The organism is Allomesorhizobium camelthorni (genome assembly GCF_011045125.1).
Lineage (GTDB): Bacteria > Pseudomonadota > Alphaproteobacteria > Rhizobiales > Rhizobiaceae > Allomesorhizobium > Allomesorhizobium camelthorni.
This window is the reverse complement of sequence record NZ_JAAKZF010000004.1, coordinates 75999-102536: the sequence shown is the minus strand read 5'-3', so window position 1 is coordinate 102536 and position 26538 is coordinate 75999. Positions and strand designations below refer to the sequence as shown.

The following is a 26538-nucleotide window of genomic DNA, read 5'->3' as shown; positions in this document are numbered from 1 at the left end:
CTACAGCATGGCCGATACCGCCTGGAAGAAAGCGACGCATTGCCGGTCGAGCGGGTCGTCGACCGGCTCGGGCTGCGACGACATCTTGACCATGACGACCTCCGCCGCCGGATCGACATAGAGCCATTGGCCGTGGATGCCGATGGCGAAGAAGGCGCCGCTGTCGAAGCCGGTCTGGTACCATTTGTTGCGATAGCGGCCGTTCTCGACCAGATGGGCGAAGTCGCCGGCTTTCCAGGCCGCCGCACTTCCGCCGGTCAGCGTGTCGCGCACCCAGCTTTCCGGCAGGATCCGCCGGCCGTCGATACTCCCACCGAGCCGCATCATCTCGCCGACGCGGGCGAGATCACGGGGCGTCACCGACACGCCGCCGGCCGCGCGCGCTGTGCCTTCGCCGTCCACCGTCACCGAGGCCGCGCGTTTTGCACCAAGCGGCAGCCAGAGCCGGTCCCGCATCAGTTCAGCATGGCGGCGGCCCGAAGCGCGTTCGACGATGACGCCGAGCAGGTCGGAATTGGGCGAGCGGTAGCGGAACTGCCCGCCATGCGGATGCGGACCTTTCCGAATCGTCAGGATGAAGGGGAGCAGCGCCTCGCCGCCGCCCGGGTTCCACAGCATGGCGCGGCGGTAACGCTCGAAAGCGCCTGTTGGGTCGAGATAGATCTCGTCGAAGTCGACGCTGACCGTCATATCCAGAAGGTGCTGCACCGTTGCGTCGCCATAGGCCGAGCCTTCGGCTTCGGGAACGTAGCGCGTGACGGGTGCCGAGGGATCGAGCAGCCCGTCCGCTTCGAGCGAACCCGCGAGGATGGCGGTCAGCGATTTGCTGATCGAGAAGACGATGTGGGCGGCATCGAGGTCCATATGCGGCGCGAAATAATCGCCAACGAATTCGCCGCGCTTCATTACAACGAAGGCGTCGGTATCCGACCGCTGAAGGAAATCCGCGACCGTCTCCCGCCGGCCTTCGACCGCGACCGACTGCGAAAGCAGATTCGTCGGGTCGACGGCGAGAGACTCGACCGCGCCGTCGGCGCAGGCGATCCCCGCCGACGGTACGAACTCGCCGGCATTCTGGAATGACCATTTGCTGTAGGGCGCAAGCCGCCAGTTCGCCAGCGTCGCCTCGTTGCGGCGGAAGCCGTAGCGCTGTTCGAATGCCGTCCGGTCCGCCATCGACCTCTCCCGGTGTTCAGGTGCAAAAAGACCCGGCGGTCGCCCGCCGGGTCGCATACTGAAAGGCTTATTTCTGCACGTCGGTCCAGATTCGCGAGTAGAGATCGACGACCTCGGGCGAACAGGCCTCCAGGAACTCGCCAGCCTTCTCGAATTCTGCCGGGACGACGAGTTCGGGCGCGGTTTTCATGTCCTCGGGCATGAACTGCTCCGATCCCTTGATGCCGTTCGCATATTTCGCGAATGCCGAGACCATCGCGGCATTCTCCGGGTCCATGATGAAGTTCATGAACAGCTTGGCATTCTCGACATTCTTCGCGTCCTTGAGGATCGCTACGCTGTCCATGAAGATCGGGTATCCTTCCTTCGGATAGCCGAACTTGATGTCCTGGTTGGCAAGGCGTGAGCGCATGATCGCGCCGTTCCAGTAGTAGACGGCAGAGTAGTCGCCGGCAGGAAGCTTGTCCGTGACGCTGTAGTCCATCGCCAGCCATTTGGTCTTTGCCTCGACCAGCTTGTCGCGGACCTTCCTGAGCAGTTCCTTGTCATCGGTGCACCAGTCGCCGCCAAAATATTTGATTGTGGCGTAGAGCACGTCGTTCATCTCCGGCGCCACGTTGATCTTGCCGACGAGTTCGGCCGGCGGGTCGAGGAAGATCGCCGAGGTGTTGATGTCGCCGCCGTAGACCTTCGTGTTGACGCCGATGCCGGTCACGCCCCACTGCCACGGCACGGAGTAGTGGCGGCCGGGATCCCAATGGACGTCCACCCAGCGCGGATCCACGTTCTTGAAGTTTTCCATCTGATCCGGGCGAGCCTCGAGAAGCAGGCCTTCCTTGACCCAGATCGGAACGTAGTTTGCCGATGGGACGACGATGTCGAAGCCGTGGCCGCCGGCGCGGACCTTGGCGAGCGCGGTATCGTTGGAATCGTAGTCGGTGATCGTCACCTTGACGTTGTGGGCTTGCTCGAACTTCTTGATCAGTTCAGGGCTGGTGTAGTCGCCCCAATTGTAGATGTTGAGTTCCCCATCCGCATGCGCCATGCCGGCGAAGGCGAGCAGCGCCGTCGCCGCGGTTGCGGTCCTTAGTTTTTGTCTCATGGTTTTCTCCCTTGGGTTTCCTTGAGCGGGTTACACCTTGCGGCGGTTGACGAAAAAGAATGCCGTGACGAGAACGACCGAGAAGAGCAGGAACGCCACCGCGATCGCATTGATCTCCGGCGTGGTTTCGCGGCGAAGCTGGCCAAGCATGTAGGTCGGCAAGGTATCTTGGCCGCCGGACTTTACGAATTCGGTGATCACCACGTCGTCCAGCGAGATGACGAAAGCCAGCATGAAGCCGGCGATTATTCCCGGCCTCAGCAGCGGCAGCGTGACGTGGCTAAACGCCTGCCATTTGGTTGCGTAGAGATCGGCGGCCGCCGTCTCGAGCGACAGATCCATGTTTTCCAGCCGCGCGCGGATCGGCAGGTAGGCGAAGGGTATGCAGAAGGCCGAGTGGGCGGCGACAAGGTAGCCGAGACCCGAATAGCCGGTCCACACCTTGATCCGCGAGAAGACGATCAGCAGGGCGACCGCCGTCACGATCTCCGGGACCATCAGCGGCTGGTTGATGAATGCGTATTTGAAGGTGAGGCCCCGATAGGGCCTAGTGCGGGTGGTGGCGATGGCGGCCATGGTAGCGGCGACCGTCGCAGTCAGAGCGGCGAACATGGCGATCACGGCCGACCGCAGCGCCGCCTCCTGCACGCGTTCGTTGCCGGCGGCTTCATAGAACCAGCGTAGCGATACGCCTTCCCATACCGCCATCGAACTGCCGGCGTTGAAGGCGTACATGACAAGGGCCGCGATCGGCAGATAGAGCATGAAAAAGGTGAACAGCGCGACAAAGCTGAAGGCCGGCTGACTGCGAAGATCGAAGGTGCGGCCGCTAGCCATGTTGTGCCCCCGAGCGCGCCGCATTGCGCACATAGACGAGCAGAGCCAGCATCACCATGGCCATCAGGGTGATCGAGATGGCAGCGCCGAGGGGCCAGTTGCGGCCGGCGCCGAACTGCAGTTCGATCAAATTGCCAAGCATCATGCTCTTGCCCCCGCCAAGGACGCGCGGAATGACGTAGGCGCCGAGCGACGGGATGAACACCAGAATGGAACCGGCAACGATGCCGGGCCTCACCAGGGGGATGATGATGCGCCAAAGCACCCGCAGTCGCGTCGCGTACAGGTCATAGCCGGCTTCGACGAGGCGAAAGTCCAGCTTCTCCATGCTCGCATAGAGCGGCAGGACCATCAGCGGCAGGTAGACGTAGACCATGCCGAAGAGAATCGCGGCGTCGGTGTACATGAGCTGAATCGGCTGATCGATTACCCCCAGCCGGATCATCAGCGTGTTCAGAATGCCTTCATTGCGGATCACCTCCTGCATGGCGAAGGTGCGTATCAGCAGGTTCGTCCAGAACGGGATGGTGACAAGGAATACCCAGACCTCGCGCGTGTGCGGCGGGCGCGTGGCGATGAAGTAGGCGGTGGGAAAACCCAGCGCCAGCGTCACCAGGGTGGTGATCAGCGACAGCTTGACCGAGCGCCAGAAGATCGACAGGTGCGCATCGGCGAGCCCGATCGTATCGTCGAAGATGTCGCGCTGGAAGAGGACGGAGAACCAGCCGTCGAGCGAGAGCTCGCCAAACCGGACGTCGCCGTAGTCGCCTTTCACCATGACGGAGTAGGCGAGCATCACGAAGAGCGGCCCGATTGCGGCGAAGAAGATGATCAGCAGCGCCGGCGCCGAAAGCAGCCAGCGCGCGCGGACATCGTCGCGCTCCACCTGTGTGACGATCTCGGCAGCACTCGTCATAGTCAGTCCTTCAGAACCTGCGCGGCATTCGCCGCGATCTGGATGCCGACGCGCTCACCGACCTCGAAGCCACAGGACTGGCTGCGCATATTCTGCTGGCGCACCGTGAAGTTGCCGCCGCTGTCCAGCTTGATGTGGATGTGCGTATCGGTGCCGAGATAAACGACGTTCTCCACCGACCCCGGCAATTGTCCTCCCGTTCTCACTGCCGTGGTATGTTCTGGCCTGATGGCGACGGTCGCTTCGGCCTTTGGCTGGTAGCCCTCCGCTACGGTGGCGGAGATCTCCGCTCCCGACAGCAGCTTCACTCTGGCAATGCCGTTTTCAATGGCGCCGACGGCAGCCGGCAGAAAATTGCTGTCGCCGATGAAATCGGCGACGAAGCGCTCCGCCGGGCGGTCGTAGATGTCCCAAGGCGAGCCGACCTGCAGGATCCTGCCGGACGACATGACCGCGATGCGGTCCGACATGGTCAGCGCCTCCTCCTGGTCGTGCGTCACGAAGATGAAGGTGATGCCTGTCTCGTTCTGCAGCCGCTTCAACTCGATCTGCATTTCCTTGCGCAGCTTGTAGTCCAGCGCGGAAAGCGGCTCGTCGAGCAGCAGCACCTTGGGCTGCGGCGCGAGCGCCCGCGCCAGCGCCACGCGCTGCTGCTGGCCGCCGGAAATCTGGCTGGTGCGGCGGTCCTTCAGCGCCTCCATCCTGACCAGCTTGAGCATGGCCGAAACTCGCGCCTCGACTTCGGCCTTGGGCTTGCCGAGCATTTCAAGCCCGAAGCCGATATTCTGGCCGACGGTCATGTGAGGAAAGAGCGCGTAGCTCTGGAACACAGTGTTGACCGGCCGCTTGAAAGGCGGCAGCGGCGCGATGTCCTGGCCGTAGAGCAGGATCTCGCCCTCGGTTGGATAGTCGAAGCCGGCGATCAGCCTGAGAAGCGTGGTCTTGCCGCAGCCGGACGGCCCGAGCAGGGTGAAGAACTCGTTTTCCCGTATCGCTACCGAGACATTGTCGAGCGCCGCCACTTGCGCTTCGCCGGTTCCGAACAGCTTGCTGACGCTGCGAACTTCGATCGCATTCCTACCCGGTGCTGCCGGCACAAAACGCCCCGCTCATTGTCCATCCCGGCTCTTTGCGGCCGGGCGGTGTTCCCGTTTCAATTGTCATCACATGCCGGCATGCTTGGCAACCGGCCTTCTGAACCGCGATTCAACGCGCCCCTATCGCCATGCAAACGCCGTGCCATCAGTGCTGCCAGGTGATTCTTCCGCCGCAGATCGTGGTCGCAACGCGGATGGCGTGCAGCGCCTCGGGCGCGGTCTTTTCGATATCGCCGGAAAGCACAGCGATATCGGCTAGATAGCCAGGCTTCAGCATGCCTTTGCGGTGTTCCATGAAACCGGCATAGGCGCCTTCCACCGTGTAGCTGGCCAGCGCCTCGTGCAGCGAAAAGTGCTGGTCCGGCATGCCTTCTGCCCAAGGCTTGCGCAGCACCGCCGCCTGGATGCCGGCAATCGGGTCGATCGGCGAAACCGGCCAGTCGGAGGCGAAGACGACATGCGCGCCCGCGTCCTTCAGCGTGCGCCAGGCGTAGCTCAGCGGCCAGCGCTTGCGGCCGATGCGCGAAATCGTCGGTTCGAGCGGCAGGCCCATGGCGCCGGGCGGATGCGGCGGCTGCATCGAGGCGATGACGCCGAGTTCCGCGAAGCGCGGCACGTCGGCCTCCGTCGTCACCTCGATATGCTCGATGCGGTGGCGGCTGTCGCGCCGGCCGTTCTTCTTCTGCGCCGCCTCATAGCCGTCGAGCACCGCGCGCACTGCTCCATCGCCGATGGCATGCACGGCGATCTGCAGGCCGCGACGGTCGGCTTCGATGGCGATTTCGGCGAACTCTTCCGGCGAAAACAGCGGCTCGCCACGCCAGTCCGGCCGGTCGGCATAGGGCTCGACCATCACCGCCGTCCAGCTATCCAGGACGCCGTCGTAGAAGACCTTGACCATGCCGGACGACAGCCACTCGCTGTCGTAGCGCTCGGCCATGGCGGACGCCTTCTCGAGCATGTCGAGTGTCATGAAGTTCTTGTAGTGGAACGGAATTTTCACGCGGCAGACCAGCCCGCCCTCTGCCTCGATCTCGGAAAGCAGTTCGAGCTGATAGAGATTGCCGTCCATGTTCTGGATGGAGGTGATGCCGTGCCTGGCGCACCAGGCGAGTCCGCGCCGCAAAATGTCTCGGTCGGCGGCGCGTTCCTCCGGCGTCGGCGCAGGATCCGGCTCGCCCCCGGTTGACAGACCGAGCCGCGCGCGCTCTTCGCCGGCCAGCGCCACGACCGGACCGAACGCCTCGCCTTCGCGCAACTCGCCCTCGGCAAGGCCGTCTTCGCCCATGACGATCTCGTTGCCGGGGCCGAGCGCCTTGCCGTGCAAGATGCCAGCCATCTCCAGCGCTTTGGTGTTGGCCCACATGGTGTGATGGTCCGGCGCGCCCATGACGAAGGGGCGGTCGGGCAGGATGCGATCGAGATGATTGCGGGTGACGCGCTCGCTTCCCAGCACCGTATAGTCGACGCCCTGGCCGACCAGCATTTTCCTGTCCGGATTGGACGCCGCGTAGCCGCGGATCGCGCTTTGCAGGGCATCGAACCCGGCAATGCCGGCAAGCTGCAGATGCGCAAGCTCGGCTGCGCCCGAGAAAAGGTGCATATGCGCTTCGATGAAGCCCGGGATAGCCGAACCGCCGCCAGCGTCGATCACTTTTGTGGCCGGCCCTCGCGCCTCAAGTACCGAGCGCCGGTCCCCTACCGACAGGATCAGGCCGTCCTTGACGGCAATAGCCTCGGCGGCGGGGTTTTCGCTGTCCATCGTGAGGACGCGCGCATTGGTGACGATCAGGTCTGCGAAGGTCATGAAGGCTCCGTTGTCAGGAGGCTAGCACTGCCTCGTGTCCAAACGCCAGACCAGACGGAAGATCGGCCTTGGCCCAAGGCCGGCGCTTGTGAAGTGCCAGCGCCTGCGGCTAGGTTCGCGGCGAACAGCCAAGAGGGCATCCATGAAGACTGTATTTTCGCCGCTGCATGCCGGCCATGGCGGGCAGATGGAACTGGTGGCCGGCGCGATCGTGCCCGGCTTCGAAAAGCCGTCCCGCGCCGAGATCGTCAGGGCGCGCGTCGAAGCCGAGGGGCTAGGCCCCATCCTTGCGCCCGAGACGCACGATCTCGCTGCCGCGGCGCGCGTCCACCGGCAGGACTATCTCGATTTCCTGCCGACCGTCTGGCCGCTCTGGGAGGCATCCGGCAAATCCGGCTCGGCGATCCCGTTCACCTGGCCGACGCGCGGCCTGCGCGGCGATGTCCGGCCCAAAACCATCGACGCGCTGCTCGGCTTCTACTCCTTCGACGGCGGCGCCAGCTTCGTGGAGGGTACCTGGGAGGCGATCAAATCGTCCTACGACGTGGCGATGACGGCAGCCGACATCGTCAAGGCAGGCGAGCGCGCGGCCTTCGCGCTCTGCCGCCCGCCGGGCCACCATGCCGGGGCGGCGTTCATGGGCGGCTATTGCTACATCAACAACGCCGCCGTCGCCGCGCAATGGTTCCGCGACCAGGGCGCGGCGCGCGTCTCGATCCTCGACGTCGACTATCATCACGGCAATGGCACACAGGAGATTTTCTACAAGCGCGGCGACGTGCAGGTGCTCAATTTGCATGGCGATCCGATGACCGAATATCCATTCTTCCTCGGCCATGCCGACGAGTGCGGCGCAGGCGAGGGCGAAGGGTTCAATCATAATTATCCGATGCCATTCGGCACGGACTGGGAAAGCTGGGGTGCTGCGCTCGACGATGCCTGCGCCAAGCTCCAGGCGTATCGTCCAGAGGTCGTGGTCGTGTCGCTCGGCGTCGATACGTTTGAAAAAGACCCGATCAGCCGGTTCAAGCTGAAAAGCGCGGACTATCCAAAGATCGGCAGGAGGATCGCCGCGCTCGGCCTGCCGACGCTGTTCGTCATGGAAGGCGGCTATGCGGTCGACGAGATCGGAATCAATGCCGTCGGCGTGCTCACCGGCTTCGAGGGCGGTTGAGCCGCCTCCGGCCTTTTTCCTAAACCATGCGCCGGATATGAGCCATTGAGCAGGCGCTATCTCGGCCATACTTCCCCGAAACCCACCGGAGCACCGAGCATGAGCAATCATCTGAACTTCTATATCGACGGCAAATGGGTTTCTCCGGTCGCCCCGGCGACGCTCGACGTGATCGACCCGTCGACCGAGGAAGCCTACACCGCGATTTCCGTCGGCTCGAAGGCCGATGTCGACAGGGCGGTCGCTGCTGCCCGCGCGGCGTTTGCGAGCTTCTCGCAGACCTCCAGGGAAGAGCGTCTGGCGCTGCTGCGCAAGGTTCTGGAAGTCTACAACAGGCGTTACGAGGACGTGGCGCAAGCGATTTCGCAGGAAATGGGCGCGCCGATCACCTGGGCCCGCGAGGCGCAGGCCTGGGCCGGCCGGGCGCATATGGAATCGACCATCAAGGCGCTGGAAGACTATGAATTCAGCGAGAAGCGCGGCGCGACCATGGTTGTCAAGGAGCCGATCGGCGTCTGCGCACTGATCACGCCGTGGAACTGGCCGCTCAACCAGATCGTCTGCAAGGTCGCGCCTGCCATAGCCGCCGGCTGCACTGTGGTGCTCAAGCCCTCCGAGATCGCGCCGATCAGCGGCATCGTCTTCGCCGAGATCATGCATGAGGCCGGCGTTCCCAAAGGCGTCTTCAATCTTGTCAACGGCACCGGCCCCGATGTCGGGCAGGTCATGGCCGGCCATCCCGACGTCGACATGGTGTCGTTCACCGGCTCGACCCGCGCCGGCATCATCGTGGCCAAGACCGCCGCCGATACAGTCAAGCGCGTGGCGCAGGAACTCGGCGGCAAGTCGCCCAACATCATCCTGCCCGACGCGAATTTCGCCCATGCGGTGCGCGAGGGCGTCAATGGCTGCTTCGGCAATAGCGGCCAGTCCTGCGATGCGCCGACCCGTATGCTGGTTCCCGCCGAACGCCACGACGAGGCACTGGCGGTGGCGAAGGAAGCCGCCGAAGCCCATAATGTCGGCGATCCACGCTCGCCCGACACCAAACTCGGGCCGGTGGTCAGCCAGCTTCAATACGACAAGATCCAGCGGCTCATCGAAAGCGGCATTTCGGAAGGCGCGACATTGGTGACTGGCGGACCGGGCCGTCCCGAAAACCTCAACCGCGGCTATTATGTGCGGCCGACCGTATTCGGCCACGTCACGCCCGAAATGACCACCGCGCGCGAGGAGATCTTCGGGCCGGTGCTTTCGATCATGTCCTACCAGGACGAGGAGGATGCGATCCGCATCGCCAACGACACGGTCTACGGCCTCGCCGCCTACGTCCAGTCTGAGAACATCGAGCGCGCCCGCCGCGTGGCGTCAAAAATGCGCGCCGGCTCCGTCTACCTCAACTACCCGGAATGGGACACTTTCGCTCCCTTCGGCGGCTACAAGCAGTCCGGCAACGGCCGCGAATATGCCGACTGGGCCATCCACGATTTTCTCGAGATCAAGGGCATCGTGGGATACGGGGAGTGAAGTTCCCCCTTCCCCGTCTCTATACGGGGAGAAGGTGCCGGCAGGCGGATGAGGGGCGGCACTGCCGGGGCGGGATTAGTCTGTAAGCCCCTCAAATATGCAGCGCATGCCCCAGCGCCTTGAGCGCGGCTTCCTGAAAACCCTCGCCCTGTGTCGGGTGCGCGTGGATCGTGCCGGCGATGTCCTCCAGGCGCGCACCCATCTCAATTGCCAGGCCGAAGGCGGTCGACAGCTCGGAAACGCCGTGTCCGACGGCCTGGATGCCGAGCACGACATGATTGTCGGCGCGGGCCACGACGCGGACGAAGCCTTCCTCGCCAAGCTTGGTCATGGCACGGCCATTGGCCGAGAACGGAAACTGCCCAACCTTGATCTCGCGGCCGGCCTTCCTCGCTTCGTCGGGCGACAGGCCGGCGGTCACCACTTCCGGGTCGGTGAAGCAGATCGCCGGGATGCAGCGTTTGTCCCAGCTCCGTTTGTGGCCGGCGACCATCTCGGCGACCATCTCACCCTGCGCCATGGCGCGGTGCGCCAGCATCGGCTCGCCGGTTACGTCACCGATCGCATAGACGCCACGCATCGAAGTGCGGCACTGGTCGTCTATGCGGATGGAACTGCCGTTGCGGTCGAGGACGAGTTCTTCGAGCCCCCAGCCATCGGTCGCCGGCTTGCGCCCGACCGTCACCAGCACCTTGTCGGCTGCCAGCCGTTTCTCCGTACCATCGGCCGCCTCGACCAGCAGCGCGTCACGCTTGGCCGAAAGACCCTTTGCCTTCACCCCGGTCAGCACCTCGATGCCGAGTTCCCCTAGCCGCTTGGCGACCGGACGGGTCAGTTCGGGGTCGTATTGCGGCAGGATGCGCGGCTCGGCCTCGACGACGCTCACCTTCGAACCAAGCTTGGCGAAGGCCGTGCCTAGCTCCAGCCCGATATAGCCGCCGCCGACCACCACCAGCTTCTCCGGCAATTTGCTCAGCGCCAGCGCCTCGGTCGATGAAATCACAGGACCGCCGAAGGGCAGGGAAGGCAGTTCCACCGAGTTGGAGCCGGTGGCGATCACCACCGTCTCGGCGCGGATTATCTGGATACCGGTTTCGGTCTCGACCTCCACCGTCTTGCCGTCCCGGAATCTGGCCCAGCCATGAACTGTCTTCACCTTGGCCTTCTTCAAGAGACCTGACACCCCGCCGGTCAGCCGTCCAACGATGCCGTCCTTCCATGCGACGGTTTTTGCGAGGTCGAGCTTGGGCGTCGACAGCGAGATGCCTAGCGGGCCCTTGCCGCCTGCCATTTGGACGACCTTCTCGAGTTCCTCGGCCGCGTGGATCAGCGCCTTGGAAGGGATGCAGCCGACGGTCAGGCAGGTGCCGCCCGGCTTCTTCGCCTCGACGATAACGGTATCCACGCCAAGCTGCCCCGCCCGGATCGCGCAGACATAGCCTCCCGGACCTGCGCCGACGACCAGAAGCTTGCAGGAGATTTCTTTCATGGCCTTGCTGTCCCCTGCAATGTGAGGCGCTCGACGTTGCCCCCCTCTGTCCTGCCGGACATCTCCCCCACAAGGGGGGAGATTGGCCGGCCGCCGCGTTGGCTTCTATTCTGAAAGCTTGAGGATTGGCGAAAGCTGCGGTGGCAGTTGATCTCCCCCCTTGTGGGGGAGATGTCCGGCAGGACAGAGGGGGGCGCGACGGAGTGCTGACGGTTCAAGGCGGCCATCCCCATCACCCCTCTACAAAAATCAGCGCCGGCGTTTCCAGCAGCGTCTTGATGCGCTGGACGAACACCGCCGCGTCCCAGCCGTCGACGACGCGGTGGTCGAAGCTCGACGACAGGTTCATCATCTTGCGCGGGATGAAGGCGTTGCCGTCCCATACAGGGCGAACCATCATCTTGTTGACGCCAACGATCGCCACTTCCGGGTGGTTGATGACCGGCGTGGTCGCAACGCCGCCCATCGCGCCGAGCGAGGTGATGGTGATGGTCGAGCCCGACAGTTCTTCGCGGGTCGCCGTACCGGCCTTGGCCGCTTCGGCCAGCCGGTTGACCTCGGCGCCGCAATCCCAGAGATCTCGCGACTCGGCGTGCTTGACGACCGCCACGACCAGCCCCGACGCGGTCTGCGCGGCGATGCCGATATGAACGCCGCCATGTCGGTGCACGATGCCGGCCTCGTCGTCGAAAATGGCGTTGAGGCCGGGCTGCTCGGCGATTGCCCTGACCATCGCCCGCATCAGGAAGGGGAGCACCGTCAGCTTCGGCCGGTCGGCGCGCTTGCCCTTGTTGAGGGCCGCGCGCAAATCCTCCAGCGCCGTCACGTCGATCTCCTCGACATAGGTGATGTGCGGGATGCGCGATTTGGCCAGCGCCATCTTTTCCGCGATCTTGCGCCTCAGCCCGACGATCTTGATGTCCTCGACCATGTCGTTGCGCTGCAGGCCGGTTGGACGCGCCGCCTGCGGGCCACGGGCGATGAAGGCGTCGAGGTCTTCGTGGGTGATGCGGCCGGCCGGGCCGCTGCCCGGAACCTGGCGCAGGTCCACGCCCGCCTCCTTCGCCCGGAGACGGACGGCGGGCGTTGCGAGCGGCTTTTCGCCCTCCGCGCGAGGCGCGCCCGAGGGTACCTGTCTGGACGGTATACCCCCACCCCTAACCCCTCCCCTCAAGGGGGAGGGGGACTCTGCCCGCACTATCTTCTCGGCTTCCCGGCCCAAGGTTGGCTGGCGCGCGGTCAGCTCCACCTGTTCCCCTCCCCCTTGAGGGGAGGGGGCAGGGGTGGGGGTATCCTGCTTGGCAGATAGGGCTTCCTCGCGGGCAGCCTGCTCGCTCTCGCCGGCCTCAGCGCCGCCTTCGACCTTCAGCCGGATCAGCGGCGAGCCGACCGCAACCGTGTCGCCGATCTCCGCGCCCAGCCAAATTATCTCGCCGTCGACGGGCGAGGGGATTTCGACCGTCGCCTTGTCGGTCATGACGGCGGCCAGGATCGAATCCTCGCGCACCAGATCGCCGACCTTGACGTGCCACTCGACAAGCTCGGCCTCCGCCACGCCTTCGCCGACGTCCGGGAGTTTGATCGTGTGCTCACCCATGTTGGGCTCCCTTGCCGGACAGGTTGACGCTGCCCCTCACCCTTACCCTCTCCCCGTGAAGGACGGGGAGAGGGAGCGTCAACGCTGATGCCAGTCTCCGACGTTGGCGATTGGCAGCGACGCAGGTGCCTCCCTCTCCCCGTCCTTCACGGGGAGAGGGTAAGGGTGACGAGCGATTGAAATGCGACGGGGCGGCGGTCATTTCTAAGCTTCCATCGTTTCGCGCAGCGCCTGGCCGACGCGGGCCGGACCCGGAAAATAATCCCATTCCTGGGCGTGCGGATAAGGCGTGTCCCAGCCGGTTACGCGGGCGATCGGCGCTTCCAGTTCGTAGAAGCAATGCTGCTGCACCAGCGCCGCCAGTTCCGCGCCGAAGCCGGAGGTCAGCGTCGCCTCGTGCACGACGACGCAGCGCCCGGTCTTTTTCACCGAGGCGACGATGGCATCGAGGTCGAGCGGCAGGAGCGTGCGCAGATCGATGATCTCGGCGTCGATGCCGGTTTCCTCGGCCGCCGCTTCGGCGACATAGACCATGGTGCCGTAGGCGAGGATGGTGACGTCTGCGCCCTGCCGCCTGATCACGGCCTTGCCGAGCGGGGTGGAATAGTGGCCGTCCGGTACTTCGCCGAGCGGATGCTTCGACCACGGCGTCACCGGACGGTCATGGTGGCCATCGAAGGGGCCGTTATAGAGCCGCTTCGGCTCCAGGAAGATGACCGGATCGGGATCCTCGATCGAGGCGATCAGCAGCCCCTTGGCGTCGTGCGGGTTGGAAGGGACCACCACCTTCAGGCCCGAGACGTGGGTGAACAGCGCCTCCGGGCTCTGGCTGTGCGTCTGGCCGCCGAAGATGCCGCCGCCGGTCGGCATGCGGATGACCATCGGGCAGGTGAACTCGCCGTTGGAGCGGTAGCGAATGCGCGCCGCCTCCGAGACGATCTGGTCGTAGGCCGGATAGACGTAGTCGGCGAACTGCACTTCCACGCAGGGGCGGAGCCCATAGGCCGCCATGCCGATCGCCGCGCCGACGATGCCAAGCTCGCTGATCGGCGCGTCGAAGCAGCGGGTGACGCCGTATTTCTGCTGCAGGCCCTGCGTGCAGCGGAAAACGCCGCCGAAATAGCCGACATCCTCGCCGAACACGACGACGTTGTCGTCCTTGCCCATCGACACGTCCATGGCGTCGCGGATCGCCTCGATCATGGTCTTGCGCGGCATGGACTAAACCCCCGCCTGCTGGCGCTGGCGGCGCAGATGCGGCGGCATCTCGGCATAGACGCCCTCGAACATGTCGCGCGCCGAGGGTTTGCCGCCGGCATGCAGCGTGCCGTGGCTCTCCGCCTCCTTCTGCGCGGCGATCACCGTGTCCAGGATTTCGGCCTCCGCCTGCTTGTGGCGCTCCTCCGACCAGAGGCCGCGGACGATCAGATGGTTCTTCAGCCGCAGCACCGGGTCGCCCAGCGGCCATGCCGCGGATTCCTCCTTTGGCCGATAGGCGGACGGGTCGTCGGAGGTCGAGTGCGCCCCGACGCGGTAGGTGACGTGTTCGATCAGCGTTGGCCCGAGATTTCTGCGCGCGCGCTCCGTCGCCCATTTGGCGACGGCGTGCACGGCCAGATAATCGTTGCCGTCCACCCTCAGTGCCGGAATGCCGAAGCCGAGGCCGCGAGCCGCAAAGGTGCCGGAGCCGCCGCGTGCAATGCCCTGGAACGTCGAGATCGCCCACTGGTTGTTGACGATGTTGAGCACGACCGGCGCCTTGTAGGTGGATGCGAAGACGAGCGCGGCATGGAAATCGCTCTCGGCCGTCGCGCCGTCGCCGACCCAGCCGACCGCGATTTTCGTGTCGTTCCTGATCGCCGAGGCCATCGCCCAGCCGACCGCCTGGATGTATTGCGTGGTCAGATTGCCGGAGATCGAGAAGAAGCCGTGTTCTTTCGAGGCGTACATGACCGGCAGTTGCCGCCCCTTCAGCGGGTCGCGCTCGTTGGAATAGATCTGGTTCATCATCTCGACCATTGGATAGCCGCCGGCGATCAGCAGGCCTGCCTGGCGGTAGGTCGGGAAATTCATGTCGCCGGGCAGGAGCGCCTTGCGAAAGGCGCAGCTCACGGCTTCCTCGCCCATGTGCTGCATGTAGAAGGAGGTCTTACCCTGGCGCTGCGCCATCTGCATGCGGGCGTCGAAGGCGCGCAGCGTCATCATGTGGCGCAGGCCCTCCAGCAATTCCTCGTCGGTCAGCGTGCCGGCCCATGGCCCGACCGCCTCGCCTTCGCGGTTCAGCACGCGGATGATCGAATAGGCGAGGTCGCGGATCGCGCGCGGATCGACATTCACTTCCGGCCGCGGAACGGAACCCGCCTTGGGGATCGGAACGTTGGAGAAATCGGGCGTGCCGCCCGGCCGCACTTCCGGTTCCGGAACATGGAGGCTGAGCATATTTTTCTGGGGCATCCGTGATACTCCGAGCCGGGTGGCTGCAGGCCATTCATTCCACCGCCGCAACCGGCGATCAAGCCCCGCCCATCCCGCCTGACGGGCGGCGAACGGTCTCTTTCGGGCGGCAAAACATCGGCGCGAAATTATATGGCGCGGGCGGCGGCCTTCGCCAGCCATTCATGTCGCGGCGCGCGCCGGGGCGGATTTTTCCGGTCTTGCCGCGCCGGGAAATCGATCCGCAAAAATTTTCGGGAAAACGCTGTTGTGTCCGGGCGCCCGTATTGTTGACGCAAAGAATCCGGCAGTTGCCTCGATGATTCGGCAAAATGGTGCAAGCTGCTGGAATTGCTGGCTTCCGAGGCTTGGGGGTCGAGCTATTCCACGAACACCCTGACGCTTGCCGCGCGGCCGGCGGCGTCGATCACCGTCAGCGTCGAATAACCCGTGCCGTCCGGCTGCCACGTTGCCGTGCGCCGGCGGACCGTCTCGGTCAGCGGCTTGCCGTTGGCCAGCCAGCGGAACGGCGCACGGCCGCCCTGCAGCTTCAGCACCAGCGGCGTCGCCTCAGCAGTGGCCGCGCCGAGTTCGACGCGCGCGCCGTCGGGTGGAAAGACGATCTGCGGCGCGGGCTCGGAGATCGCGGCGACGGCTCCGTCACCGCCCGGACCGAAGCGCTCGAGCGTGACCGGCAGATCCTCTCGCTTGGCGTGGAAAACACCGGCCGGCGCGCGGGGCAGCGGCACGGCGGCAAGGCCGGATTTGGCGAAGCCTTCGAACAGGACGGGTGCTGCCGAGACATAGCCGGAAAGGCCAGGCACCGAGCCGGAATCGGGGCGGCCAACCCAGACGCCGAGGATATGGCGGCCGTCATGGCCGATCGACCACGCGTCGCGGTAGCCGTAGGAGGTGCCGGTCTTGTAGGCGATGCCGCGCGGGGCAGCACCCTCCGGCGGCCTGACGCCGGCCAGGATGTCGGTGACCTGCCACGCCGCCTGCGCTTCCAGAATGACGCCCTCGGCAGACGGCGGCTCCCCGGCCCCCGTCCCGTTGCGCAGATGCTTCGCCCGCCCGCCATTGGCAAGACCGGTGTAAAGCTGCACCAGATCGCGCAGCGACACGCCGACGCCGCCGAGCCCGATAGCGAGGCCGGGCGTCTCCCCGGGCGGAAGCTCGGGCGTCACACCCGCCCTGCGAAAACGCGCAACGAGCCGCGCCGGGCCTACGGCATCGAGCAGCCGCACCGCCGGCACGTTCAGCGAAAGCTGCAGCGCCTGCCTGACGCTGACATCGCCCTGGTAGCTCATGTCGAAATTCTTCGGCCGGTAGCCCGCGAAATCGGCCGGCCGGTCCTCGATCAGCGTTTCCTGCGCCACCAGCCCCTGTTCGAACGCCAGACCGTAGATGAAAGGTTTTAGCGTCGAGCCGGGCGAGCGGCGGGTGTTCGTCATGTCGATCCAGCCGGAGCGGCTGGCGTCGAAATAATCCGCCGAACCGACTTCACCGAGAATTTCGCCGGTGCGGGCGTCTGCCAGCACCATGGCGACGGAAATTCGCGGCCCGAGCTTTGCCGCCGCATCGCGCGCTACCGCCTCCAGCCCCTGCTGGACGCTTTTCTTCACGGTCAATTGGTGCCGGGTTTTCTCCGGCGCGGCGCGCAGGGCGGCATCGGCTGCGTGGGCGGCGAGCGCCGGCAGCGCGAGGCGTCTGCGCGGTGGCTCCTCCAGGGCAGCGCGCGCGGCTTCCCTGTCGCCGAGCAGCCCAGCCGCCACCATGCGGGAAAGCACGCGATCGCGCGCGGCATGGGCCGCCTTCGGATGGCGGTCGGGCCGGCGCTTCTCGGGCAATTGCGGCAGTGCAACGAGAAGGGCGGCTTCCGAAACCGTCAGCCGTTTCGGCTCCTTGCCGAAATAAGCCAGCGAGGCGGCGCGCACGCCTTCGAGATTTCCGCCATAGGGCGCCAGCGTCAGGTAGCGTTCCAAAATTTCGCGTTTGGTCAGCCGCCGCTCGATCTGGACGGCGCGGGCGATCTGGCGCAGCTTCGAAGCGATGCTGCGGCCCGCGCGCGGTTCGATCAGACGCGCAAGCTGCATGGAGAGCGTCGAGCCACCGGAGACGATGCGACCATTGCCGGCGAATTGCCCCGCCGCCCGCAGCAGCGCCAGCGGATCGACGCCGCTATGCTCGTGGAAGCGCTTGTCCTCATAGGCGATCAGCATCTCGACGAATTGCGGATCGACCTGATCGAGGTTCGCCGCCAACCGCCAGCGGCCGTCCGGCGTGGCGAAGGCGCGCAGCAGCGCGCCGTCGCGGTCGACGACTTCGGTCGAGACGACGAGTTTTTCGGGCAGCGGTGGCGGGAAGGCGCGGTCGAGTTGGAGCAATCCCAGGGCGGTAGCGGATGTCGCGCCAAACAGCGCAGCGGCACCGATGACCAATTTGCGGAGGCGAGTCACGTAGTGACCTCGCCGTTGTGCTCACCACGTCGGCAAAGCCTGCGCCTTACGTTGCCCCCCTCTGTCCTGCCGGACATCTCCCCCACACGGGGGGAGATCGGCCGGCCGCAATGCTTCGCCAGCCTTAGCTGCGTTGGAGATTGAGAACCGTCGTCAATGATGGCGTAATCTCCCCCCAAGTGGGGGAGATGTCCGGCAGGACAGAGGGGGGCAACGTAGAGCACTGCCTGGGTCCTTACTTACAACCGATCACCCTCACGGCGCCTTCACCTCCATCATCCCCGTTGCCGTGCGCGCCGAGAATTGCGGGCGGTACATGTCTTCGACGCTCGCCGCCGGATGAGCATAGACGCCGGGCGTCACGGCTCGCACCACATAGGCCACCGTGACGGACCTGTCGCTGCCCGCCCCGCGGTTGAACGCCGCGACGAAGCGGTCGTCTCGGAATTCGAGATGCGCCGCCTCAGTCCGCGCGAGCCAGCCGAAATTGCCGAGATCGGCGCTCGACACCAGGCGCGGGTTGTCGATCTCGAAGCCGGCGGGCAGCAGGTCGGTGACGAGGACGCGCGACGGCCAATTGCTCAGTTCCGCGACCTTCAGCACGGCAACGAAGCGCTCGTTCTGCGTCGCCTGGGTGACGTTGGCCTCGGTTCCATCCAGGCGGTAGTAGGTGCGCTCGATGGTGAAGCCGTCGCCGCCGGCCGGCAGCGGCTCGACCGGAGCGGCGACGGTGGTGACCACCGCCTGCACCGGGTCCGGGCCGGTGTTGGCGATGACCAGCGGGTTGTCGAGGAGTTCTGTTCCGGTCAGCCGCTCGGAATAGGCGCCGGTGTGCGGCGCGTCATTGACCGTCAGCCTGATCTCCGCGCTGTTGGCCTTCATGGCGCGGGCCGCGAGCAGCATCCAGGCTTCGTCCTGTGTGCTGGTGTAAGACGCGGCGCGGCGTTCGGCCGAGACGAGCTTGATCAGTTCGGGAACCACGGCCGGCATCGGGCGGCTTTCCGCCGCCAGCGCCAGCATGGCCGCGCCGTCCCGAAGCCGCGAACCGTAGTCGGAGCGGTAGTAGTTATGCTCGGCATTACCCTTGGCCAGTTGCAGCGCGGTCGTGAAGGCCGACCCGGATCGCTGCGCGTCACCGTAGAGCGCAAGGCTGGCGGCAAGCTGGGCGACCGCCATCGGGCTCGAGAACGCTTCGATCTGCGTATCGGAATAGTAGCGCAGATCGCCGACCGACGCTTTTTTGTTGCGCGCCAGGACGTAGAGCGCATAGGCGATCTCGCTGCCGCGATCCTCCAGGTCGATGTCGTAGGAGAGCGAATTCTGGAGGTTGTTCAACGCCTGCTGCATCGCCTGGTGCGGCACGTCGTAGCTCTGCTCGCGCGCCCGGGTCAGGAAGTCGGTTACGTAGGAATCGAGCCACAGGTCGCCCGAACCCGGCGACCACAGGCCGAAACTGCCCGACGAGGACTGGTAGTTGAGCACACGGTAGATCGCGTCCTGGACGCGTCCGCGCAGGGCCGGGTCTACTTCCATGCCGGCGGTAGCCGAAAGCTCGCTGACATAGAGCAGTGGCAGTGCGCGGCTGGTGGTCTGCTCGGCGCAGCCATAGGGATAGCGGTCGAGCGTCATCAGCAGCGAAGGCACGTCGAAGGCCGAAGCCGGCGACACGCCGACGCTGACATAGGCGCCTGGAAGCAGGCTTGCCGCCAGCAATTCCCGATCGACGCGCAGGCTCCTGCCGTTCGCCCCGAGATCCACGACCATGCGGGTGGTGACCGGCATCGCGGCCGGGCGGACCGGGATCGAAAGGTTCTGCTCCACGGTCAACCCGCTCGCATGCGCAAGCCGGATAGTGATGCCAGCATCCCCGGCGGTCTGTGCGATCAGCGGAACGGTCAGCGTCTGGCGCTTGCCGGCGGTGAGTTGCAGCTTGTCCGGCAGCGCGGCGCCGCCGGTTGAGAGGTCACCGGTGGTTTCGATGGCGAGTGAATAGTCGCCGTCCGGTGCGTCGGTGTTGGCGATATCGAGCCGCATCACGGCGGCGTCGCCGGGGGCGAGGAAGCGCGGCAGGCCGGCGGTGACGACCACCGGATCGCGCACGATCACATCGGCCGAAGCATGGCCGACCGCCTCCTTCGTCCATGCGACCGACATCACGCGGACGGTGCCGTTGAATTGCGGTATGTCGAACTCGACCGTCGCCTTGCCCTCGGCATCGAGCTTTACCGGACCGGAGAAGAAGGCGACGAGCTTTTCGGTCGGCGGGCTGCCCTCGGCGGTCATCGCTGCGCCGTCGCCGCCTGTGCGCAGCCTTCCTGCTGCTCCCAGCGAACCGTCGATGAGGCGGCCGTAAAGGTCGCGCAGTTCGAGGCCGAGCTGGCGTTGGCCGAAAAACCAGGCTTCCGGATCGGGCGCCTTGTAGTCCGTCAGATTGAGGATGCCGACGTCGACCGCGGCGACCATGACATAGGCGTCGCTGCCTGGAGCGGCGCCGGTTACTGCGACGGGGATGGACAGCGTCTGGCGCGGCGACGTCTTTTCGGGCGTGGTCATCGCCACGGCCAGTTTTTTCGCGCCGGGATCGACCTTCAGCCATTTCACGCCGATGGCGCGGGCCGGCATGCGCGATTCTTGCGCCTCGCCGGGACGGTAGAGCGTGGCGGTGACGTATGCGCCCGCGCCCCAGTCTGCCCCGACGGGTATATCGACAGTCGCGCCGCCCTCTGGAACCGTGGCGGTGACCGTGGTCAGCAGCTTGTCCGCGCCGACCGTGACCAGAAGCTCGCCGGCGAAGCGCGGCGAAACCTGCAGCTTGGCTATTTCGCCGGCAGCATAGACCTCCTTGTCGAGCGCGATCTCTAGCGCATCGGGCGTTTCCGTCGACGAGGCCTCGACATACCAGCCTGCCTCGAACTCGACGCTTGTTGCCGGACCGGCCGGATCGGCGGTCTCGACCTCCAGCCGGTAGCGGCCCCAGTCCACGGAGACCGCCACTTCGGCCGTGCCATCGGCCGGAATATCGACCTTTCCGTTGGCGATGGCCTTGGTGAAAGTCACCGGTTCGTAGTTCCAGGCGTTGCCGCTGCGGTACCATTGGTAATTGCGCTCGACCTTGACCAGCGACCATTCGGCCCCGGCCAGCGCCTCGCGATTGCCGTCCGGATCGACGGCGATGACGCTGAATTTGGCGGTCGAGGCCTGCGGAACCTCGCCGGAAAACTCCGGCTTGATGCCGATCATCGCGCCGGTCGGGCGGATTTCGATGTCGGTGGATTCCTCCACGGCGCGGCCGCCGCTCTCGCGCATGCGCACCGTCACTTCGGCGTTGAGCAGGCGCGTGGTCGAGGGCAACTGGTCGATCTGGACCGGGAAAGTGGCTTTGCCGTCATCGCCCACCAGCGGCAGGCCGGCCAGCGGGATGCGGGTGGCATCGCCTTCCTGCTCATCGGCAAGCCCGAAGGAATAGCCTTTGAAGCGTTCCCATTCGCGCATCGTGGAAAGCGTGATTTCGCCTTCCAGGGCCAGCCCTGCAGCAGGCGCGCCGTAGAGGAAGCGGCCGTCCACTGTGACGTTGGCGGTCTCGCCCGCGGCGATCTCGTCGGTGTCGCTGGTCAGGGTAAACTCTATGCGGTCCGGAACGAAATCCTCGACCAGGAACATATGGCTGGCGATCGCCGCTTCCTTGGGATCGGTGTGTATGTTGACCGTCCAGGTGCCGCGCATGGCATTGGGCGAGAGCGTCAGGTCGACCGCATGGCCGCCGGCATTGGCGCCGTCCGAAACGATGCGGCGGTCCTCGACGCCGTCCGGCCGCGAGAAGATGAAGGTGAGCGGCAGGTTCTCCACCGCCTTTGCGGTGTCGTCGCGGGCGAGCGCCGCGACATGCACTTCCTCGCCGGCGCGGTAGATGCCGCGCTCCGTCCAGGCATAGATGTCGAGCGCGCCTGGCGCAGCGCGGCCCATCACGCCGCGATCCGACAGGTCGAAGCCTGCGCGGGCCATGTCGAGGAACACAAAATCCTTCTCGCCCTGGCTGGCCATCAGCACAGCCGGCGCCATGCCGCCGTCGCCGCGGGTCAGGCCGGGCATGAACATTGCGCGGCCTTCGGCGTTTGTGGTGGCGGTGCCCAATATCTCGTTGTTGCGGGCAAGCAGCGTCAGTTCGATGTCTGCGAGCGGCTTGGCCGATCCCAGCGAGCGGGCGAAGACGTTGAGCCCGTCCTGCCCGGTATAGGTGGAAAGGCCGATGTCGGAAACGACGAACCACTGCGTGGCGCGCGATTCCCAGGTGTCGCGCGTGTCGTTCTTGGGCTGCGCGGTCAGCACATAGACGCCAGGCTCGCGGTTCGGCAACGCCTCGTCGACCGGAAAGGAGGTGGTGACCTCCTCGTTCAGCGTGCTTGCAATCTCGATCTCGCCTTCCCAGATCGGCTCGCCCATCTGTTCGGCTATGTTGGTGATGTCGTAGCCGTCGAGCTGGCGCAGGAATTGGTAGCCGGTGAGAAGCTGGGCGAGCGATCGGTCGCCAATGCGGAACAGCTTCAGATCGGCGGCTTCCATGTTGATGGTGACCAGCGGGATGCCGCGCCGGGCGGAGGAGGGCAGCACGAAGCTGTCGCCGGTGAAGCGGGCCGACGCCGCCCGATCCTGGACATAGACTTCGAGCACAACCGGCGCTTCGATGACCTCGCCGATGGCGGCCGGCAGACCGGGGCGGAACGCCACGCGGTAATGGCGGCCGTGCTCCAGGCCCTCCACGCAAATCTGCCGGTCCTTGGCCTCCACCGCCTTGGGGGCAGCGTCGTCGATCGTCACGAAGGGCGCGTAGTCGACGCCGGTCTTGACCAGTTCCTCGGAAAACTGGGCGCAGACGCGCGGTGAGGCGCTGTCGGCGTCGATCGAGTGATCGACAATGCGGAAGCCCTTGCGCGCCTTCAGGTCTTCGTACTCGGCCCGGACCTCCGCCGAATTCACTAAAGCGAGGCTCGCCTCGTAAGCCTGCAGCGAGGGCCGGTAGAGCTCGCGCCGGTCGAGACCGGCGGCAAGAACGGCAAGCGTGTCGGCGCGCGTGGCGGCGGTGCGCACAAGCTTGTAGGCGTTCAGAGCGGCGTCCGTGAAGTCGCGATCGCGATTGGCGGTCTCGGAACCGTCAGCCGCCGGTATGGTCATGACGGCGCGAGCGAGGCTCGCCCACAGCTTGCCGTCATCGGGCGAAATAGCGATTGCGGCGCGGAATTTCTGGGCCGCGTCGCGCGGATCGCCGGTCAGCATGGCGTATTCGCCGGCCTCGGTCAGCGCCGCGAGCCCCTCTTCGCCGATCGCGTCCATGCCATTGGTCAGCCGGTCGCGATAGCGCGCGGCCTCCTCGACCAGCCACTTGGGCAGGAAGGTCAGTTCCGGTGGCGCGCCGATATCGGGATCGCTGCCGATCGTGACGACCTTGCCGGCGACGGCGCCGTTGAACGGCTTGAGCGTCGCGAAGTCCGACTTCAGGAAGCACCATTTCGCCTTTGTGTTGTAGGTAAAGGCGCGGCAGGCCGAATCACCGAGGCAGGTGGATTTGCACTGGTCGAGCGTGACGTTCTGCTCGGATCTCAGGTCGAAGCCGAAATAGTCCTGGTTCTGCGTGGTGACGATCGTTCTCGCATCCGCGGCCAAAGCAGGCGTGAGCCAGGAAAAGAAGAGGAAAAGGAAAGCGGAACAACCACGAGCCGCGCGCAGTGACATAATCCCCTCCAAATGCTGCTGCCGTGAACCGACATGACAATAGCTTCAATATAGCTTGTCAAAGCGAAACGGGACAGGACCCCGTGAGAGTTCGCCGCGGCGCCAGGAGATTATTTTTCAACCCGGGGTTTCGGCCGGGGTAGCCGCCCTACGGCTGCATTGGCATCACGGGCGAGCCGTTCTGGTGCTGTCGGAACCGCCGCGAATGTCACAGTTTAATTTGACGAAAGATTCTGCCCAAATCGGCCGCGCAATAGCAATTTTGCGCCAAGATTGTCGCATTCGCGCGAACTGCTTCCCGATCAAAGTTGCACATTCCCAGCGGGGTTCCCAACCCGGCCTTGTTTTGACATCGTTGGCCGGATGCGGAATGATAATCGGCAGAAAGCCAACAATGGGAGTTTGTGATGACGTTCTACAAAAGTAATGGGGATCGCGTTCCGGATCACATCGTCAAGATGGCGGAAAGCACCAGGGCGGGCGGGGTAGATCGCCGCGAATTTCTTGCGATGGCCAGCGTGTTCGGCGCCTCGACGGCGATGGCCTACGGCATGATCGGGCTTGCCGCGCCGACGCCGGCCGCCGCTCAGGAAACCCCCAAGAAAGGCGGCGTGCTGAAGGTTTCGATGTCGATCAAGGATCCGAAGGATCCGCGCACCGCAGACTGGTCCGAGATCGCCAACGCCGAGCGCCAGACGCTCGAGCCTTTGGTCAAATACACGCGCGACTTCACCTTCGAACCCTACCTGCTGGAAAGCTGGGAAGTGAATGACGACGCGACCGAATACACGCTGAAGATTCGCCCCGGCGTGACCTGGAACAATGGCGACGCCTTCAACGCCGACGACGTGATCTTCAATTTCACGCGCTGGGCCGACAAGAGCGCCGAGGGCAATTCCATGCCCGGCCGCCTTGGCACGCTGGTCGACGAGGCTTCCGGCAAGCTGCGTGAAGGCTCGGTCACCAAGGTCGACGACATGACGGTCAAGCTCACCCTGACCAAGTCGGATATCGGCCTCATCCCGAATCTCTGCGACTATCCCGGCCTGGTCGTGCATCGCGCCTTCGACGAAAAGGGCGCCAACTTCGCCCAGCATCCCGTCGGCACCGGCCCGTTCGAGCTGGTCTCTTACGACGTCGGCCAGAAGGTCGTTTACAAGCGTCGCGAGAACGGCGCCTGGTGGGGCGGTGATGTCATGCTCGACGGCGTCGAGTTCATCGATTACGGCACCGATCCCTCGGCCATGGTCTCGGCGTACGAAGCCGGCGAGGTTCACACCAACCACGAAACCACCGCCGACTATGTTTCGATTCTCGAAGGCGTAGGCGCCATCACGTCGGAGGTGGTGACCGCATCGACCATCGTGGCGCGCACCAACGTGACCAACAAGCCCTATGACGACCAGAAGGTCCGCAATGCGCTTCAGCTCGCGGTCGACAATGCGGTCGTGCTTCAGCTCGGCTACGGCAATGCCGGCGAGGTGGCTGAAAACCACCATGTCTGCCCGATCCATCCCGAATATGCCGAGCTGCCCAAAGTCGCCCGCGACATGGAAAAGGCCAAGGCTCTGATGGCCGAAGCCGGGCAGGCGGATTTCGAGCACGACCTGATCACAGTCGACGAGGACTGGCACAAGAACACCGGCGATGCGATCGCCGCCCAGCTTCGCGAGGCGGGCATCAAGGTCAAGCGCACGGTTCTGCCGGGTTCGACCTTCTGGAACGACTGGACCAAGTACCCGTACTCGATGACAAATTGGAACATGCGCCCGCTGGGCATCCAGGTCGTCTCGATCGCATACCGCACCGGCGAAGCCTGGAACGAGGCCGCCTACTCCAATCCGGAGCTCGACGCCAAGATCGGCGAGGCGCTCTCGATCGCGGATGCCGAGAAGCGCAAAGTCGTGATGGCCGACATCGAGAAGATCCTGCAGGATTCCGGCATCATCATCCAGCCCTACTGGCGCAAGCTCTACAATCACTCGGTGCCGGCGGTGAAGAATCACGGCATGCACCCGACGTTCGAGCATGATTTCGGCAAGGTCTGGCTGGACGAGGCTTGATCCGCAACGAATGTCGAGAGGGGAGCGCCTTGCTCCCCTCTACACTCTCATGGGTTGATCGCATCTGACCCCAACCCGACTGGCAGGGGGCGAACATGCTTGCTTTCATATTGCGCCGGCTGGGCACCATGGCGCTAACCATGTTGTGCCTGACGATGGTCGTGTTCTTCATGATCAATCTCGAGCCGAACCTGCGCAAGCTGTCGATCAGCCAGCTCGACATGCGCTCGTCGGACGAACATATCGAAAGCTGGCTGGTCAAGAACGGCTACCGCCAGAACTTCTTCGTGCGCTACGGCCAATGGCTCGGCGTCTGGCCCAAATATCCCAATATCGATCCCGCGACCGGCGCCGCCACCTCGCGCTTCACCTATTGCAACGAGCCCGCGGAGACGCGCTTCTCCGGCGTCCTCCAGGGCGATTTCGGCTGCTCGACCAAATTCAAGACCACCGTCGCCGCGAAGCTGTTCCCCGCGCTCGGCGCCACCGGCATCCTGATGTTCTGGGTGATGGTGACGATGGTCCCCATATCGCTGCTCATCGGCATTCTGGCCGGGATGCGGGAAGGCACCCGGACGGACCGAAGTCTCTCGGTGGCGGCGATCGCCACCACCGCCACGCCTGAATACGTCTCGGGCGTCATCTTCACGGTCATCTTCGCCTCATGGCTCGGCTGGCTGAACGGTTCGGCCGCCTCGGCGACGGGGCAGGGCATCACCTTCTACAATTTTACACTGCCGGTCATGACCATGGCCATCTACGGCACCGGCTACATCGCCCGCATGACCCGCGCCTCGATGGTCGAGGTGATGACGCAGCAATATATCCGCACGGCCAGGCTCAAGGGGCTGAGCTTCGGCAGCGTCGTCATCAAGCACGCGCTGCGCAACGCGCTGATCGCGCCGTTCACGGTCATTATGCTGCAGTTCCCGTGGCTCTTGACCGGCGTCGTCATCGTCGAGGTGATGTTCCGTTACCAGGGCTTTGGCTTCACGCTGGTCGAAGCCGCCGGCAACAACGACATCGATCTCCTGCTCGGCTGCTCGCTGGTGTCGGTGTTCGTGGTGCTGTTCACGCAGCTGATCTCGGATGTCGGCTACGCCTATCTCAATCCACGCATAAGGGTGCAGTAGG

The 26538-nt window shown here is 64.8% G+C and carries 16 protein-coding genes; 4 read left to right on the top strand and 12 right to left on the bottom strand.

From position 1 onward, the window contains the following. From G6N73_RS05775 to G6N73_RS05750, 6 genes are all read right to left on the bottom strand, one after another. On the bottom strand, nucleotides 1–1176 hold the full coding sequence (locus G6N73_RS05775; RefSeq protein ID WP_165024624.1) for a serine hydrolase domain-containing protein: 1176 nt from the start codon (nucleotides 1174–1176) through the stop codon (nucleotides 1–3). Between the two features lie 67 nt (nucleotides 1177–1243). Further along, the gene (locus G6N73_RS05770; protein ID WP_165024622.1) at nucleotides 1244–2278 is read right to left on the bottom strand and encodes an ABC transporter substrate-binding protein; all 1035 of its coding nucleotides are present in this window, start codon (nucleotides 2276–2278) and stop codon (nucleotides 1244–1246) included. A 30-nt stretch (nucleotides 2279–2308) separates the two neighbouring features. Next, nucleotides 2309–3115: an ABC transporter permease gene (locus G6N73_RS05765; RefSeq protein ID WP_165024619.1), complete on the bottom strand. Its 807-nt coding sequence runs from the start codon at nucleotides 3113–3115 to the stop codon at nucleotides 2309–2311. Beyond that, on the bottom strand, nucleotides 3108–4031 hold the full coding sequence (locus G6N73_RS05760; protein ID WP_165024617.1) for an ABC transporter permease: 924 nt from the start codon (nucleotides 4029–4031) through the stop codon (nucleotides 3108–3110). Before G6N73_RS05760 ends, G6N73_RS05765 begins: the two co-directional genes overlap by 8 nt. Before the next feature lie 2 nt (nucleotides 4032–4033). Further along, the gene (locus G6N73_RS05755) at nucleotides 4034–5128 is read right to left on the bottom strand and encodes a polyamine ABC transporter ATP-binding protein (RefSeq protein ID WP_165024614.1); all 1095 of its coding nucleotides are present in this window, start codon (nucleotides 5126–5128) and stop codon (nucleotides 4034–4036) included. Between the two features lie 145 nt (nucleotides 5129–5273). Then, nucleotides 5274–6935: an amidohydrolase gene (locus G6N73_RS05750; RefSeq protein WP_165024612.1), complete on the bottom strand. Its 1662-nt coding sequence runs from the start codon at nucleotides 6933–6935 to the stop codon at nucleotides 5274–5276. 142 nt (nucleotides 6936–7077) lie between these two features. Between G6N73_RS05750 and G6N73_RS05745 the strand changes: the two genes are divergently transcribed. Together G6N73_RS05745 and G6N73_RS05740 are read left to right on the top strand one after the other, a co-directional pair. Then, a complete protein-coding gene (locus G6N73_RS05745; protein WP_165024609.1) occupies nucleotides 7078–8109 on the top strand; it encodes a histone deacetylase family protein in 1032 nt (343 codons plus the stop codon). Nucleotides 8110–8208: 99 nt separating this feature from the next. Beyond that, nucleotides 8209–9636 carry an aldehyde dehydrogenase family protein gene (locus tag G6N73_RS05740; RefSeq protein ID WP_165024606.1) on the top strand — a complete coding sequence of 476 codons (1428 nt, stop codon included), beginning with the start codon at nucleotides 8209–8211 and terminating at the stop codon, nucleotides 9634–9636. A 91-nt stretch (nucleotides 9637–9727) separates the two neighbouring features. On the opposite strand, the gene lpdA is transcribed toward G6N73_RS05740, so the two are convergent. From lpdA to G6N73_RS05710, 6 genes are all read right to left on the bottom strand, one after another. Beyond that, a complete protein-coding gene (gene lpdA / locus G6N73_RS05735; RefSeq protein WP_165024601.1) occupies nucleotides 9728–11125 on the bottom strand; it encodes a dihydrolipoyl dehydrogenase in 1398 nt (465 codons plus the stop codon). 232 nt (nucleotides 11126–11357) lie between these two features. Then, entirely contained in the window at nucleotides 11358–12722 is a 1365-nt protein-coding gene (locus tag G6N73_RS05730) for a dihydrolipoamide acetyltransferase family protein (RefSeq protein WP_165024599.1), read from the bottom strand. Nucleotides 12723–12926: 204 nt separating this feature from the next. Next, entirely contained in the window at nucleotides 12927–13940 is a 1014-nt protein-coding gene (locus tag G6N73_RS05725) for an alpha-ketoacid dehydrogenase subunit beta (RefSeq protein WP_165024596.1), read from the bottom strand. Nucleotides 13941–13943: 3 nt separating this feature from the next. Further along, nucleotides 13944–15176, bottom strand: a complete 1233-nt coding sequence (locus G6N73_RS05720) for a 3-methyl-2-oxobutanoate dehydrogenase (2-methylpropanoyl-transferring) subunit alpha (RefSeq protein ID WP_165024593.1) — start codon at nucleotides 15174–15176, stop codon at nucleotides 13944–13946. A gap of 359 nt (nucleotides 15177–15535) precedes the next feature. Then, nucleotides 15536–17614, bottom strand: coding sequence for a penicillin-binding protein 1C (pbpC, locus tag G6N73_RS05715; RefSeq protein WP_165024590.1), 2079 nt, complete (start codon nucleotides 17612–17614; stop codon nucleotides 15536–15538). A gap of 255 nt (nucleotides 17615–17869) precedes the next feature. Continuing rightward, the gene (locus tag G6N73_RS05710) at nucleotides 17870–23341 is read right to left on the bottom strand and encodes an alpha-2-macroglobulin family protein (protein WP_165024588.1); all 5472 of its coding nucleotides are present in this window, start codon (nucleotides 23339–23341) and stop codon (nucleotides 17870–17872) included. 407 nt (nucleotides 23342–23748) lie between these two features. Between G6N73_RS05710 and G6N73_RS05705 the strand changes: the two genes are divergently transcribed. Together G6N73_RS05705 and G6N73_RS05700 are read left to right on the top strand one after the other, a co-directional pair. Beyond that, nucleotides 23749–25404 (top strand): ABC transporter substrate-binding protein, encoded by a 1656-nt coding sequence (locus G6N73_RS05705; protein ID WP_165024585.1) that lies wholly within the window; start codon nucleotides 23749–23751, stop codon nucleotides 25402–25404. Between the two features lie 95 nt (nucleotides 25405–25499). After that, nucleotides 25500–26537, top strand: coding sequence for an ABC transporter permease (locus G6N73_RS05700; protein WP_206078682.1), 1038 nt, complete (start codon nucleotides 25500–25502; stop codon nucleotides 26535–26537). The last annotated feature ends 1 nt before the right edge of the window (nucleotide 26538 follow it).

Bases quoted from the DNA above. Each gene is read 5' to 3' on its own strand.
- G6N73_RS05775 (WP_165024624.1), bottom strand. From the start codon at position 1,176: ATGGCGGACCGGACGGCATTCGAACAGCGCTACGGCTTCCGCCGCAAC.
- G6N73_RS05770 (WP_165024622.1), bottom strand. From the start codon at position 2,278: ATGAGACAAAAACTAAGGACCGCAACCGCGGCGACGGCGCTGCTCGCC.
- G6N73_RS05765 (WP_165024619.1), bottom strand. From the start codon at position 3,115: ATGGCTAGCGGCCGCACCTTCGATCTTCGCAGTCAGCCGGCCTTCAGC.
- G6N73_RS05760 (WP_165024617.1), bottom strand. From the start codon at position 4,031: ATGACGAGTGCTGCCGAGATCGTCACACAGGTGGAGCGCGACGATGTC.
- G6N73_RS05750 (WP_165024612.1), bottom strand. From the start codon at position 6,935: ATGACCTTCGCAGACCTGATCGTCACCAATGCGCGCGTCCTCACGATG.
- G6N73_RS05745 (WP_165024609.1), top strand. From the start codon at position 7,078: ATGAAGACTGTATTTTCGCCGCTGCATGCCGGCCATGGCGGGCAGATG.
- G6N73_RS05740 (WP_165024606.1), top strand. From the start codon at position 8,209: ATGAGCAATCATCTGAACTTCTATATCGACGGCAAATGGGTTTCTCCG.
- lpdA (WP_165024601.1), bottom strand. From the start codon at position 11,125: ATGAAAGAAATCTCCTGCAAGCTTCTGGTCGTCGGCGCAGGTCCGGGA.
- G6N73_RS05730 (WP_165024599.1), bottom strand. From the start codon at position 12,722: ATGGGTGAGCACACGATCAAACTCCCGGACGTCGGCGAAGGCGTGGCG.
- G6N73_RS05725 (WP_165024596.1), bottom strand. From the start codon at position 13,940: ATGCCGCGCAAGACCATGATCGAGGCGATCCGCGACGCCATGGACGTG.
- G6N73_RS05720 (WP_165024593.1), bottom strand. From the start codon at position 15,176: ATGCCCCAGAAAAATATGCTCAGCCTCCATGTTCCGGAACCGGAAGTG.
- G6N73_RS05710 (WP_165024588.1), bottom strand. From the start codon at position 23,341: ATGTCACTGCGCGCGGCTCGTGGTTGTTCCGCTTTCCTTTTCCTCTTC.
- G6N73_RS05705 (WP_165024585.1), top strand. From the start codon at position 23,749: ATGACGTTCTACAAAAGTAATGGGGATCGCGTTCCGGATCACATCGTC.
- G6N73_RS05700 (WP_206078682.1), top strand. From the start codon at position 25,500: ATGCTTGCTTTCATATTGCGCCGGCTGGGCACCATGGCGCTAACCATG.